General features: G+C 69.4%; 11 protein-coding genes and 1 pseudogene. 3 read left to right on the forward strand and 9 right to left on the reverse strand.

Annotation, left to right across the window (positions count from 1 at the left end; genetic code table 11):
* Positions 1–132: 132 nt before the first annotated feature.
* Entirely contained in the window at positions 133–2,502 is a 2,370-nt protein-coding gene (locus tag VKA86_08570; protein ID HKK71259.1) for a response regulator, read from the forward strand.
* Here VKA86_08570 and VKA86_08575 read toward each other — a convergent pair.
* On the reverse strand, positions 2,453–3,394 hold the full coding sequence (locus tag VKA86_08575) for a phosphatase PAP2 family protein (GenBank protein ID HKK71260.1): 942 nt from the start codon (positions 3,392–3,394) through the stop codon (positions 2,453–2,455). The genes VKA86_08570 and VKA86_08575 overlap by 50 nt on opposite strands.
* Before the next feature lie 121 nt (positions 3,395–3,515).
* On the opposite strand from VKA86_08575, the gene VKA86_08580 reads away from it, so the two are divergent.
* Together VKA86_08580 and speB are read left to right on the forward strand one after the other, a co-directional pair.
* Positions 3,516–5,246 (forward strand): phospho-sugar mutase, encoded by a 1,731-nt coding sequence (locus VKA86_08580; GenBank protein ID HKK71261.1) that lies wholly within the window; start codon positions 3,516–3,518, stop codon positions 5,244–5,246.
* Positions 5,243–6,172 carry an agmatinase gene (speB, locus tag VKA86_08585; protein ID HKK71262.1) on the forward strand — a complete coding sequence of 310 codons (930 nt, stop codon included), beginning with the start codon at positions 5,243–5,245 and terminating at the stop codon, positions 6,170–6,172. The genes VKA86_08580 and speB overlap by 4 nt, the downstream gene beginning before the upstream one ends.
* Before the next feature lie 522 nt (positions 6,173–6,694).
* Here speB and VKA86_08590 read toward each other — a convergent pair.
* The 8 genes and pseudogenes from VKA86_08590 to VKA86_08625 form a co-directional block, all read right to left on the reverse strand.
* The gene (locus VKA86_08590; GenBank protein ID HKK71263.1) at positions 6,695–7,168 is read right to left on the reverse strand and encodes a DUF6653 family protein; all 474 of its coding nucleotides are present in this window, start codon (positions 7,166–7,168) and stop codon (positions 6,695–6,697) included.
* Positions 7,165–7,530, reverse strand: a complete 366-nt coding sequence (locus tag VKA86_08595) for a cupin domain-containing protein (protein ID HKK71264.1) — start codon at positions 7,528–7,530, stop codon at positions 7,165–7,167. Before VKA86_08595 ends, VKA86_08590 begins: the two co-directional genes overlap by 4 nt.
* Positions 7,531–7,560: 30 nt before the next feature.
* Positions 7,561–8,601 carry a dihydrofolate reductase family protein gene (locus VKA86_08600; GenBank protein HKK71265.1) on the reverse strand — a complete coding sequence of 347 codons (1,041 nt, stop codon included), beginning with the start codon at positions 8,599–8,601 and terminating at the stop codon, positions 7,561–7,563.
* Between the two features lie 47 nt (positions 8,602–8,648).
* Complete coding sequence (locus tag VKA86_08605; protein ID HKK71266.1) at positions 8,649–9,614, reverse strand: NYN domain-containing protein; 966 nt, start codon at positions 9,612–9,614, stop codon at positions 8,649–8,651.
* 276 nt (positions 9,615–9,890) lie between these two features.
* Positions 9,891–10,880 (reverse strand): annotated as a pseudogene (gene selD, locus VKA86_08610) (selenide, water dikinase SelD).
* Positions 10,881–10,965: 85 nt separating this feature from the next.
* Positions 10,966–12,231, reverse strand: a complete 1,266-nt coding sequence (locus VKA86_08615) for a BamA/TamA family outer membrane protein (GenBank protein ID HKK71267.1) — start codon at positions 12,229–12,231, stop codon at positions 10,966–10,968.
* Between the two features lie 73 nt (positions 12,232–12,304).
* Positions 12,305–13,060: an SPFH domain-containing protein gene (locus VKA86_08620; protein HKK71268.1), complete on the reverse strand. Its 756-nt coding sequence runs from the start codon at positions 13,058–13,060 to the stop codon at positions 12,305–12,307.
* A gap of 12 nt (positions 13,061–13,072) precedes the next feature.
* Positions 13,073–13,600, reverse strand: a complete 528-nt coding sequence (locus VKA86_08625) for a hypothetical protein (GenBank protein ID HKK71269.1) — start codon at positions 13,598–13,600, stop codon at positions 13,073–13,075.
* Positions 13,601–13,810: the final 210 nt, after the last annotated feature.

Genomic DNA, 13,810 nt, shown 5'->3' on the forward strand with positions numbered 1-13,810 from the left:
GGAACGATCGATTCCGTGGTCCGCCACGGGAGGTCTTCGCTCCGTCACCGCCCGGGACCGCTTCCGGGCGGTGAGGGTGTCCGGTTCTGCAAACCGCTGGCAGGGAAACACTTGGCTCCAGAGATCCCTCAGGTGGACAACTCGACGGCGTCGCCCGCGGCGCGGCGGGTGCGGCCGGTCCGGCTCGGCGGAATCTGCCTCGCCGCCCTGTGGAGTCTGCCGGCCGTGATCGCCGTGCGGAGCGGATCGACGCCGGATCCCGCTCTGTTGGCCGTCGCCGGCGTGGCGTCGCTCGTCGTGGCGGGTCTCGCGCTCGGCTGGAAGCGGTCCGCGGAGACGGGCCGCGCCGCCGAGTTCCGCGTGGCCGCCCTCTCCCGTGAACTCGCCGCGGCCCGCGATGCGGCGCGGCTGTCCGACGAGCGCCTGGCCGAACGCAGTCAGGAGCTTTCGACCGAACTCCTCCGGGCCCGCCGGGAGCTCGAACGCTTCGAGCGGCAGGACCGTCGCAAGACCGACCTGCTCGGATCCTTCGGAGACTCGGTCCGCACCCCGATGCACCGTCTGTTGACCGCGGTCGACGCCATGATCGCCGAGGAGGACGACGAAACCCGCGCCGAAGGTCTGTCGGAGCTGCGACGTCAGGCCGTGACACTGCTCGGCTTCTCAGACGACGTCATCGACTTCTCCGAGATCGAGGCCGACCGCCTTTCGCTGCGCGAGGAATCCTTCGCCGTGCGCGATCTCGTGGAAGAGGCCCTGGACTGCTTCGGCGGGAGCCACGACCGCTGCCACGAGTCGTCCTACGTCCTCGATCCGGATCTGCCCGAGACGCTGCGCGCCGATCCGAACCGTGTGCGCCAGGTACTGTGTCGGTTGCTCGTCCGGGCGGCATCGTGCACCGACGAGGACGAGCTGCACGTCCGGGTCGAGCCCGTCGATTCCGCGGACGGTTCGCGTCGAGTACGCTTCGCCGTCTTCCCTCCGTCCGTGGACGGAGCTTCGGAGGACTTCGACACCGAGGCCGGGTCGAGGGAACCGGAGGACGGCGTTCCGACCGGAGCCGGACTCGGAGTCGCGATCTCCCGCCGTCTCGTCGAGCGGATGGGTGGCAGCCTGGGTTCGGGGCCCGACACCCACGACGGCTTCCCCTTCTGGTTCACGATCGGCCTGCGGCCGGGCGATGCGGTGAAGACCAGGCGCGTCGAGAAGGAACTCAGCGGTGCGCGGGTGCTGGTGATCAGCGCGTCGAGCCACGTGCGTCTCATGTTGATCCAGCAGACACGGCAGTGGAAGTGCGTACCTTCGGCGTCGGCGGACGGCCCGAGTGCGCTGGCCGCGTTGCGAGCGGCGGCGACGGCCGGAGATCCGTTCCGGGCCGTCGTCCTCGACGTCGACCTCCCGGGAGCATCGGGCGTGCAGCTCGCCGAGAGCGTGCGGGCCGACAGCACCTTCGGTGGACCGGCGGTCCTGATCATGGCGTCCGGGAGCGACGGGGCGGCGCGCGCCGAGATCGACGCCGCCGGACTTCCGAGGCCGATTCCCAAGCCTGTGCGTCACGAAGTCCTGCGGGAACAATTGCTGCGGGTGTTGCGGCAGCGGAGTGCACACCCGGCGCCGAGCCACGTCGACGACGCCGTCGAGCGCATCGCTCCGGCGGTGCAGGCCGCGGCGGCGGACGCCGCGTCGGACTCCGACGACCGTGCATGCACGCGGGACGGGCGGATCCTGGTGGTCGACGACAATCCCGTGAATCGCCGCGTGGCCACGCTGATCCTGCAGCGGGCCGGCTACACGCCCGAGATCGCCGAAGACGGCCAGATCGCGGTCGAGAAGATCGAAGCCGAAGAGACCTTCGATCTGATCCTCATGGACGTGCACATGCCGCGGCTGAACGGCTTCGAAGCCACGGCCCGCATCCGCGCGCTCGACGACGATCGCAAGGTGACGCCGATCGTGGCCATGACCGCCAGCGCCATGTCGGGCGACGCGGAACGATGCCTGGAGGCAGGGATGGACGGTTACGTCAGCAAGCCGGTCAAGGCCGATGCCCTGGTCGCGGTCGTCGAGAGCTGGATTCCCGACACCGATCCCGACGACGAGGTCGTCGACGCGCCCGTGAGCGCGAAGTCGAAGGACCCTCTGGACGACGAGGTCACGCTCGAACCGGGGGGCCTCGACGAACTGGTGTCCCTGGCCGGCGACGACACGTCGATGCTCGACGAGCTCGTGCAGACCTTCTTCGAGACGGCAGCGGAGCACCTCGAGACCATGCGGACGTCGTACGCGGACGGCGATCTGCGTCGGGTGGCCGAGTCGGCCCACGCTCTACGCGGAAGCGCGGGAACTCTCGGTGCGCGTCGACTGCACGGGATGAGCGGTCGGCTGGAGGATCGCGCGCGCGAATCCGGAGCGATGGTCGACGTCGGGGAACTCGACGCGATCGAGGCCGAGATCACGTCCGTACGCGCGGCGATCGAGCGACGCCTGGGCGCGCAGTCCTGATCCTTTCGTCGTCGGACGTCGTCTCGTGGACTCCGCCGAGCGCAGCGGGGACCAGACCGGCCACCCACACCGCCGCCACGAAGTAGAGAGCGAAGAGGGTCGTCGGCGTGAAGCCGTCGCCGGGTTCGGCGATCCATCGCACCGCCGCGACGCCGGCCACGGCCAGAACGACGCGGGGGACAGCCAGCGCCACGGAAGTTCGCTCGGTCCGCCGCTTCCACCCGGCACCCGCGATCGCACCGACCCCGACTCCGGCTCCGACTCCCAGCACCACGGCCGTCACTTCGAGGCCTGTCGCCAGGTGTGCCGCCAGTGCCGCGAGCAACCACAGTCCTGCGCGCTCGACCCGCGGCAGCCGGGCCAGCGAGTCCCCCCATGCACGTTCACCCCACACGAGCAGCACCAGCAGCACCGCTCCGATCAGCGCTCCGCCGCCGACGTCGATCAGGTCGTGGCGCACCAGGGCCAGCCGGCTGAAGGCGATCGCGGCGACGAGTACGGCGCAGGCCGCGCGCAGCCACGGCGAGCGCGCGTTGGCCGCCACCGAGCCCCACAGGACCACGGCCATGAGCGTGTGTCCGCTCGGGAAGGCGTGGCTGGCGTAGGCGCCGGGATCCTCGAGGCCGGCGGGCAGGCCGAACTCCAGGGGATCGATCCGGGGTCGCCCGATCGCGGCCTTCAGGGCTTCGCTCGTGGTTGCCGATGCGGCGAAGGCCAGTCCCAGCCGTAGCGCCCAGCGCATGGGCGCGATCGCGAAGAGCACCGGAAGTGCCACCGCGAAGAAGTCGGCCGAGCCCAGGAAGGCGATCGCCCGCCACAGCTCGTGCCACACCGGATCGGCGGCGCGCGCCGCGAGGAGGGCGAGGAGCTGCCGGCCGGCGAGTTCTTCCATGTCGCGTGTCCCTGTCGTGCCGGCTGCGGAGGGCGCAACCGGTCCTTGCCCGCCACTCGAAGAGCGTTCACGCTACCCTTTCGTTCCCGACTCGGCCACCCGGACCCGCGTGGAGATCCCCATGACCGACGACCTCCGTGAACTCGAAGCCATGGCCCGCCGATGGATGGACGACGACCCCGACCCCGCCACGCGTGAAGAGACCGCCCGCATGCTCGACGCGGGCGACACCGACGCGCTGCGCGAAGCCTTCGGAGCGCGCCTGGAGTTCGGGACCGCCGGCCTGCGCGGCGTGATCGGACCCGGTCCGAACCGCATGAACCGGGCACTCGTCCGGCGTGTGACCGCCGGTCTCGCCGACCATCTTCTCGCCCGGCAATCGCGGGCCCGCGAGATGGGTGTGGTGGTGGGCGGCGACGCACGCCGGCTCTCGCCCGAACTGGCCGAGGACACCGCGCGTGTTCTCGTGGGCAAGGGAATCCGTGTGCACTTCTTCGAGGACTTCGTGCCCACGCCTGTGCTCGCCTACGCCGTCCGCCGGTTGGGAGCGGCGGCCGGTGTGATCGTGACGGCCAGCCACAATCCGCCGGAGTACAACGGCTACAAGGTCTACTGGGACAACGCGGCGCAGATCGTTCCACCCCACGACCGTGGGATCAGCGCGGCGATCGATCGCGTCGACTCGGTGGCCGACCTCGCCATGCCCACGCTCGACGGAGCCCGGGAGCAGGACCTGCTGAGGACGGTGGGCGAGTCGGTGCTGGAGGACTACTACGCGGAACTGCTCGCCCAGCGGCGGCACCCGGACGTGCCGAAGGAGATCCGGGTGGTCTACACGGCCATGCACGGCGTCGGCGGCCGCTTCGTGACCGAGGTGTTGCACCGCGCGGGCTACGCGAACGTCCATCCCGAAGCCGCGCAGTACCAGCCCGACGGGGAGTTCCCCACGGTCCGCTTCCCGAATCCCGAGGAGGACGGGGCCATGGACCTGTCCATGGCGCTCGCGCGCGAACACGGCGCCGACGTGGTGCTGGCCAACGATCCCGATGCCGATCGTCTGGCCGTGGGGGTCCCGACGGGAGGGGGGGACTACCGTCTCCTGACCGGCAACGAGATCGGATGCCTGCTCGCCTACTACCTGCTCACCGAGAATCCTCCCGCGGAGTCCGATCCGCTGGTGATGACCACCATCGTGAGCTCTCGCATGTTGCAGGCCATGGCCCACGAACTCGGAGCGCACTACGACGAGACGCTCACCGGCTTCAAGTGGATCGCCAACGTCTCGCAGCGGCATGCGCGCGAGCGGGGTTGGCACTTCGTCATGGGGTACGAAGAGGCGCTCGGCTACACGGTCGGCCCGGTCGTCCCCGACAAGGACGGGGTGGGTGCGGCCTTGATCTTCACCGAGATCGCCGCCGTTTGTCGCAGCCGCGGCCTGACCCTCGTCGAGTACCTCGAACAGATGGTCCGGCGTTTCGGGTCGTACGTCAGCCATCAGCACAGCCTGACGTTGCCCGGGCAGGAGGGTGCAGCGAAGATCGCGGCGATCATGGACGCCTTCCGGGCCGAGGCTCCGGATCGCATCGGCGAGCACGCGGTGGTCCGGGTCGTCGACTACGCGGACGGCCACGAGGAACTGCCGCCGTCCAACGTGCTGGCCTTCGACCTCGAGGGCGGGGGGCAGGTCCTGCTGCGGCCCAGTGGTACCGAACCCAAGATCAAGTACTACTTCGAACTCTCCGAGCAACCGGACGAGGACGAGGAGGTCGCACGGGCTCGGGAGCGTGCGACGCGCCGTCTCGACGCTCTGGTGCAGGCCTTCCTGGCGCTCGCGGAGGAGCGGGTGCGATGAACGATGCATCGTCGTCCGCGGGAACCGATCCGGCCACCGCTCCGCACTTCCTCGACGCCGAGCCCTCGACCCTGGAAGAGGCCGATGCCGCGGTGCTCTCGGTTCCCTACGAGGGTACGGTCAGCTTCGGCACCGGTACGGCGCGGGGTCCGGCAGCCGTGATCGGAGCGGGTCCCCACCTCGAAACCTTCGACGAGGAACTCGAGTGGGAATCCGACGGAGCGCTGAAGGTGGTCACGCTCCGGCCGATCGAGCCCGCGAGGGGCGAGCGCCCCGAGAGTTTCATGGGCCGGCTCAAGAACGCGTGCATGGGCTTCGGACTGGGGCCTCCGTTCCCGTTGACCTTCGGGGGCGAGCACTCGATCACTCCGGCCGTGCTCGACGGGATCCGAGACGACCTCTCCGACGTCACGGTCGTCCAGATCGACGCCCACGCCGACCTGCGCGACAGCTATCACGGAAGCCGGAACAACCACGCCTGCGCCATGCGCCGGGTGCTCGATCTGGGCGTGAGGCGATTGATCGCGGTGGGAATCCGTAGCTGCACGGCCGAGGAGTTCGCGATGGCTCGCGACGACGGTCGCATCGACACGCTCTATGCGCACCAGATGCACGACGCGTCGCGTTGGCAGCACCTGCTCGACGATCTACGGGCTCTGGACGGGCCCGTCTACCTGACCGTCGACATCGACGGGCTCGACTGCACGCTCTGCCCGGGCACCGGCACCCCGCAGCCCGGTGGCCTGAGCTGGGAACAGGCGCTCGACGTGGTACGTGCCACCGTGCGGGAGAGCAATGCCGAGGTCTTCGGGGCCGACGTGGTCGAGGTGGCGCCCATGGGGCAGAGCCAGGTGAACGAGATGGTCGCCGCCAAGCTCGGATTCAAGATCCTGGCGTACCGTTTCGCGCCCGGCCGGGGGCGTTGAGATCGGTCCGCGCCGCGGCGGACTGATCCGGGCGAAGTGCAGTCCCAGCGTCATCAGGGCCACGGCCGTCCAGAGCAGGAGACGCAGGACGTTGGTGGAGCGCAGCACGCCCGAGGCTGCGTAGCGAGGACGTCCCCGACTTCCGCGCTCGACGGCCTTCCAGAGTTGCAGCACGGCCAGTACCGACGCCACCGTCACCAGGACCAGGGGAGTCCGCGCGGGACTCGCCCAGGGGCTCAGGGCGAGCGCGGCCAGCGCGATGTCGGCGACGGCCAGCGTGCGATTGTGCGCGTGACTCCAGGCGGTCGTGCGGCGGCGGGCCGTGCCGAGCAACAGCGCCAGGGCCTCGCTCACGGTCAGTCCCGCGGCGAGCAGGTTCACGGCTGGCAGGAACTGGATCACGAAGAACATGGGCACCTCGGGCGCAGGCGTCGAAGGGATGCGGTGGAGGGCGGGAGCTCACGCGCGGTGCGGTCGACGTCGTGGGGCCGGCCCTGTCGATCGCGGCGATGCCCCTGGCGGTCAGCGCACCCAGTCCCGGACCTCGGGGTCCTCCTGTGCGACCTCGTCGTAGAGCCGTGCCGATCGGTCGAAGTAGGTGAGCTTGGCCGCGACCATGAGCGCGCCACCACCGACCGTGAGCACCGGGTCGAACAGGATCGCGCCGCTGATCATGACGATCGTCCCGATACTGCCCGCGATCGCCAGAAGGGTGGTCAGCCACTTCTGGCCGGAGTCGACGTCCCAGCGGCCGCGGGCGGCCCGGACGCGTTCCCCGAAGGTCGCGCGCGAGACCCAGCTCGCCGTCGATGCCGGCGGCGGGATCAGACGCGGGGCCGCGATCGACCAGCCCAGGAGCACCAGCAGCGCCAGCAGGTACCAGGGGTCGAACCACTGGCGCGACCACAGGGCCGCGGCGAAGAGTGGAAGGGCGGCCAGACGCGACCACACGGTTGCCGGATGGGCTCGGCGTTCCCAGACCTCTTCGGTGCTCATGCGTCCTCCGGGTCGCGGTGCACGGTCTCGGGGGAGAAGGCCGGCAGACACACCGCGATGTACTCGGCGCCCTCCGGCGTGCTGTAGCGGATCCATTCACCCGGTGCGGTGATCACGGCCTCGCCGGCGCGGACCTCCAGGCGGCCACCCTCGTACTCGACGTGCACGGCGCCGTCGAGGACCACGGTGATCTCCTCGAACTCGGGGCGCTGTCCCGGTTCGATCCAGCCCGCCGGTGACTTCATGCGGGCCACGCTGACGGCGTCGTGGCCGCTGTTCACGCGACCGGCGAATTCCTCGATCCGTTTCGGCTCGGTGCCGGCGGCTTCGATCACGGTGGGTGCGTCGATCTTGCGAGGCACGGTACGGACCTCTCGTGAGGGGGAGCGGGGTCAGTCGTCGTCGACCAGGCCGGCCAACAGGTCGCGGGGGCCGAAGACCAGTTCGAACTCCTCGCACACCACGTCCATGTTCGGCGAGAAGTGGCGTCCGGACGCCGCGAGGACGCGTTCGTAGTACGCCTGGTGGTCGCGTCGCCAGTTCTCGAGGCTGCCGTCGCCCTCGCCCTCGCGACCGGCGAACGCACGGGTGACGTGCTCGAAGGCACACACCCGAACCCTCGTGGTGCGCACGATGGCCCGGGCGACACCGCGGCCGTCGAGGACCACGGTGTGGTCGCCCACGCGTGGTAGGGGTCGTCCGGTGGCCTCGAGTTCGGCCACGCTGGGCGCCGTGGCGCGCTTGCGGCCGGTCAGGATCAGATTGCAGAGTTCGTCGGCGAGCTCCTGGCTGTCGCCGAAGCGATCGGCCGTGAAGGTCCAGGGGGTGTGCGCGGGGTCCTGGTCGTTCCGCTCGAGATAGGTGTTCCAGAGCGCGCGGATCGAAGGGTCGACCCGTTCCCGCCCGGCGCCCGGGTCCACACGGACGTACTCGCACTGTAGCAGCCCGTTCGGATGGCGGTCGACTCCGGCGAGCTCGAAGTGGTGTTCACAGGCCGCGCCGTCGAAGAGGGGACGCCCGCTCCCGAGCACGATCGGATGGATCGCCACGCGCAGCTCGTCGATCAGGCCCGCCGCGAGGAAGGACGCCGCCAACTCGCCGCCCCCGACCAGCCAGAGATGGCCGCCCGGGGCGTCGCGCAGAGCTGCGACCACCGACTCCGGGGTGTCGTCGAGGAAGCGAACGTGTTCGTCGACCTCGCCCGCGCGGGTTCGGCTGAACACGTAGCCCTTCTTGTCGCCGTAGGGGTAGTCGCCGAATCCGAGGACCTGCTCGTAGGTTCGCCGTCCCATGAGCACGGTGTCGACGGTGTCGCAGAAGGCCTCGAAGCCGAGGTCCTCGTCGGTGGAGAGCCAATCGACGGCTCCGTCCTCACGGGCGACGAAGCCGTCGAGACTGGTGGCGACGTAGTAGACGACCCGGCGATCGTGCACGGCTCACTCCTCCCGAGGGACGAGGCTCGTGCCGATCGCCGCGATGGTCAAGACTCGCTGGCCTCGGTCTCGGCCGTCAGGATGGCCACGCGGACCTCGGGGGGTGACTTCCTGCGGTCGATGCTGACCACGCGCACGGGGATCTCCTGTCCCACCTCGTAGTAGGCGCCGGCATCGGGTACGAAGCCGCGGTTCATGTCCTTCACGTGCAGCAGGGTCTTGGCGTGCTGATGCAGGTCGAGGAACACCCCGTACTTCTTGACCGTCTGCACACGGCACTCGACCACGTCGCCCACCTCGGGGAGGTCGATCGACTCGGGGTCGATGGGTTCCGGTGCCATGCCCGGTTCGTATTCGTCGTCGTACTCGTCATCGTACTCGTCGTACTCGTCGTCGTATTCGTCTTCGTACTCGTCGTCGTACTCGTCTTCATCGGCGGCTGCCCTCGAGGGGGCTTGGGCCTGGGTGCCGTTCTCGCGCCGCTCCCGCGGCTCTGGCGGACGTTTGTCGCTCTCGACTGCGTCGCGCAGGTCGTTGAGGTCGATGAAGTTCACGCCGACCTGCTGTCGCAGTTCCACCGCCACGTTCTGGGGCGTGGCGGCCACCATCACGCGCTTGCCCCGGCGTTGCAGGGTCTCGAGGAGCGGGACGAAGTCGCTGTCGCCGGTGACGAAGACCGCCGTGTCGTAGTGGTCGGCCTCGCTGAGTGCGTCGATCGCCAGTTCGATGTCCAGGCTGCCCTTCATGTGGTAGGTGCCCGACGTCCGGTCGAAGACCTGCTTCAGCACCTTCTTGCGGATGGAGAATCCGATCAGGGTCAGGTGGTGCAGGAAGCGCTCCTGCTCGGGTTCCGGAGTGCGGTTGTAGGCCTGGTACCAACGCGCCGCCACCAGCTCACGGCCTTCACGCATGGCCGCGAGGAATCGCGGCCATTCGATCCACCAGCCGAGTGCTTCCTTCTGGGCGAAATAGACGTTGGCGCCATCGACGAAGATGGCCACACGTTCGGCCATGGGAACACCTCGTTCCGACTGTGTTCGTGGACGAGGGGTCGGGAGCCGGCCACGAACGTTCTCGTAGAGCGAAGAGGAAGGAGGTTCGACACTCGATTCCAGTTCGCGTGCTGTTGCAATGGGCCCACGACGCGATGACGTCGTTCGCGGGCCGGGGTCGCGGATCGTTCCGCGCGGTGTCGATCAGTCCCTACGTTCCGGCCCGTCGGGCCCTCGACGCGTGAGAAGTCCATTGCGACGACGTCGGGGCCGTTGCCCATGCAATCGCAGGACAAGCTAGTCGACGCGAACCAGCGTGCCACCCCGGCGCTCGACGGTGCCGATCCGTGCAGCCTGCTCGTAGCCGGCCGCGCGGAGTGCCCGCAGGGCGTCTTCGGCCCGATCCGCGGGAACGCTCGCCACGAGGGGGCCGGAGGTCTGTGGATCGTGCAGGAGTTCGGCCCGTTCCGCCGCGAGTTCGCGCGTGATCTCCATGCGCTCGACGGCGTGGCGCGTGTTGGCCTGTGCGCCGCCGCACGTGAAGCCCTCGGCCAGCATCTGCAGCGCACCCGGGAGCTCGGGAATGGCCTCGTGGTCGAGACACAGCGTCACGTCGCTGGCCTCGGCCATCTCGGCCATGTGTCCGCTCAGGCCGAATCCTGTGATGTCGGTCGCGGCGCGGGCCCCGTGGGCGCGGGCGATCTCGGCGGCCGGGCCGTTCGAGGTCGTCATGCCTCGGACGAGGTTCTCGAACCAGGGGTCGTCTTCGCCGAAACGTCCGCTCTTCAGCGCGGTCGACAGGGCCGAGGTGCCGATCGCCTTGTTGATCAACAGCACCTCGCCCGGTCGGGCATGGCGGTTGGTCAGGAGCTCGTCGGGGTGGATCTCGCCGACCACGGCCAGTCCGAACTTGAGCTCGGAGTCCTTCACCGTGTGGCCGCCGAGAACCGGGCACGACGCGGCGAGCGAGGCCTCGCTCGCACCGGCCAGCACCTCACGCAGGGCCTCGGCCGGGATCTTCGGAGAGAAACACGCCACGTTCAGGGCCATGAGCGGCCGGGCGCCCATGGCGTAGATGTCGCTGATCGAGTTGGTGGCCGCGATGCGCCCGAAGGTGAAGGGATCGTCGACGATCGGTGTGATCACGTCGACCGTGAACACGATCGCGCGGTCCTCGCTCACACGATAGACGGCGGCGTCGTCGGCGGGCTCGAGCCCGACGAGAATGCGGTCGTCGTCCGGGATCTTCGGCAATCCCTGCAGCACGATCTCCAGGTCCCCCGGAGCGAGCTTGGCCGCTCAACCGGCGGCGCTGGCGTACTGCGTCAGACGGATCCGTTGCTCGTCACTCATGGCTCACCCCCTTGCGTGGTCAGAACGTGAAGGTGTCCTCGAACACGAAGACGTCCTCGCCGTCGTCGGTACGGGCCCACTCGAAGCGGAAGTTCCGCGTGTTGAAGTTGAAGTGCAAGCCCAGCCCGGAGCTGAAGCGGACTTGCTGATCGGCGAGGTCGGCGTCGTGCGCCCACGAGGTTCCCCGGTCGTGGAAGGCGTGCACGCCCACGCCGATGGTGCGGCCCTCGCGCAGCGGGAGCAGCAGCAGGGGACGCCGCAGCTCGACGCTCGCGCGCCAGGCCTCGTCGCCGACGAGACTGCCGAAGTCGACACCCCGGAGACTCATCGGTCCCCCGAGGTAGACCTTCTGGTAGAACGGAAGCGCGGTGTCGGTGGCCCGGAAGGCGCCGTTCACGCCCAGCACGGTCGCCACGAGCGGCAGCGTGCGGAAGGCCGACAGCGAGATCGAACCGATCGTGTAGTCCTCCACGCCGTTGCTCATTCCACCGCGGAGGAGCTCCCCGCGGCCGTGGAGGCCGTGTCCCGGGTAGTAGCGCACGTCGCGACTGTCGTGGACCAGTCCGAGTGCGACGGCCGGGTCCTGGTCGATGCCGGCCCCTTCGAGCTCGAGCTCGCGCCAGCCGACCCGTGCCCGGACCGTCACCCACGGGTCGAAGGCGCGCCACACGCCCGCACTCGCGCCCCAGTCGGTGAACTCGTCGCGGGGGTCGATCGCACCGAGCTCGTATTCCCACTCGTACTGTTGCCAGTGGGCGGCGACGAACACGCCGAGACGCGCGGGGCCGAGGATCCACGGGTTCTGCCACACGATCCGGGCGCCACGCCGTGACCACGCGCTGACTTCCAGGTCCACGCTCTCGGCCCGGCCGGTCAGATTCAACCAGCCCAGGCGTAGCGTGCCCAGGAAGGATTCTCCGTAGCGCCGGCTGTACTCGAGTCCGGGCGCCCAGCGGAAGCGGGTGTCCTCTTCCACGCGCACGACCAGCTCGACGCGTGTGGGATCGGGGCGGATGGTCTCGATCTCGACGTAGGCGATGAAGTCCAGCGCCTCGAGGCGTTCCCAGGCTTCGCCGACGCGTTCGGGATCGTACTCGTCGCCGGCCTCGATCCGGAACGTGCGCTGCAGGACGTAGTCGCGGGTGATCTCGTTGCCGACGAACTCGACGCGTTCGACGGTCCTCTTGCCGCGGTTCTGCAGGAAAGGGTTCTGTGCCCCGGCCGGTGGGACGGGCAGGAGCAGGGCGACGATGAGCAGTGCGTAGAGCGTGTGCCGCAGGGACATGGACCGATCCCGGTGGGTCGGCGCACCGCCGTCCGGACGACGGGTGCGGGTCGCGCCGATGCGTGGCGGCAGTCTAGCGACGGGCGCCGGGCGTGGCCAGCGCGGAGGCCGGTGTCGCACTCGCCCCGCGAGTGGGGGTCTCGACGCGGGTCAGCTCGAGCTGTTCGATCCCCAGACCCACCGCCGACAGCGAATGTTGCAGGAAGTCGGTCCCGAGCACCGCCAGCCGACCGCGGTCGGAACCGATCCTCTCCACGTCGTCGGTGTCCTGTTCGAGGGCCTGCCCGAGCCCTGCCTCGACCAGCGTCGTCACCACCCGGTCGAAGTCCTGGGCACGCAGGTCCTCGGTGCAGCGCAGGAACGAGTCGTGGAAACGCACGGGATCGTACACGGCCAGGCGCGCGGCGCCGGTCATCTCGAGTGGCACGGCGCCGTGCCGACGGTCGTGGAAGAGCACGGGCGCATCGGTCCCGAACTCGAGGGGTACCAGCGATTCCGTGGCCACGAAGACCAGGTCGGCCGTGGTCGCCACGAAACGCGTGCGCCGCTTCAGACGGTCGGCTGCGTCGACGTCCACCCGCATGCGCGCGGCGAACTCGCGTCGATCGATGTCGCCAGGGTCCTCGCCTCGACGCAGGACGTGCACCGGGTGGCGGCCGGGAAGCATCGCGGCGACGACCTCTCCGTCGTCGCGTACGAGCGCGACCTCGCCCGTGTCGACGGCCACGTCGACGCGTTCACCGGCCCAGGTCTGCAGGGACCGCGGCATGGCGAAGACCTCGCCGCGCTCGGCACCGCCCCAGGCGACGTGGGGGATCGACGTGTCCATGGAAGCCTCCCGTCACACGAGAAGAGATTGAGCCTCGCGCGTTCCGTCGTCGAGCAGCACGCGGTTGCGCCGCTCCAGGCGATCGTTCAGGTGCTGGAGTCGCTCGGCCATGTCCGCCGCGCTGTGCTCGAGCCAGCGATGGGCGACCGCCGGTGTGCGGAGGTCGCGCATGAGCTGCGCGCCTTCCTCCAGCAGCGCGATGATCCCGGCGTCGGCACGGGCCAGCGACTCGCGACGCGTCGACTCGTCGTCGTCCACGAGCACGGGTCGGAAACGATTGAGCTGGTCGAACAGGTCGGCGATCCCGCCGAGCAAGACGTCGACGGCGTGCATCTCCGAGCGGGTCAACGGGGTGTCCGCGTGCTCGGCGGCGTCGAGCAATTGGTCGCCCCAGGACTTGATCACCCGACCCAGGGAGATCCGGAAATCGGATTCGCGGGACTTCACGACGTCGTGGTCGTCGTAACCCGAATACTCGGGCACGTGTTCGAAGACGTCGACGAGCACATCCGGAACGATGGCGGCGGAACGCGCGGACATGGTGTGGACCCCAGGGATGTTGCCGCGATCTCGCGAGCGCGCTGATGGTTTCGTGACCCGGGACGGCGTTCGGGGCCGTCCGGGGGGCAGAACGCGCAATCTCCGGGCCAGACACGACGAGGGGGCCCGTGCGCGGCACGAGCCCCCGATGGTTCCGGCGGAGTGGCGGTCACAGCGAGCCCGGATCCTGTCGAACACCTGCTCCGCCGG

Source organism: Candidatus Krumholzibacteriia bacterium, from assembly GCA_035268685.1.
Lineage (GTDB): Bacteria > Krumholzibacteriota > Krumholzibacteriia > JAJRXK01 > JAJRXK01 > JAJRXK01.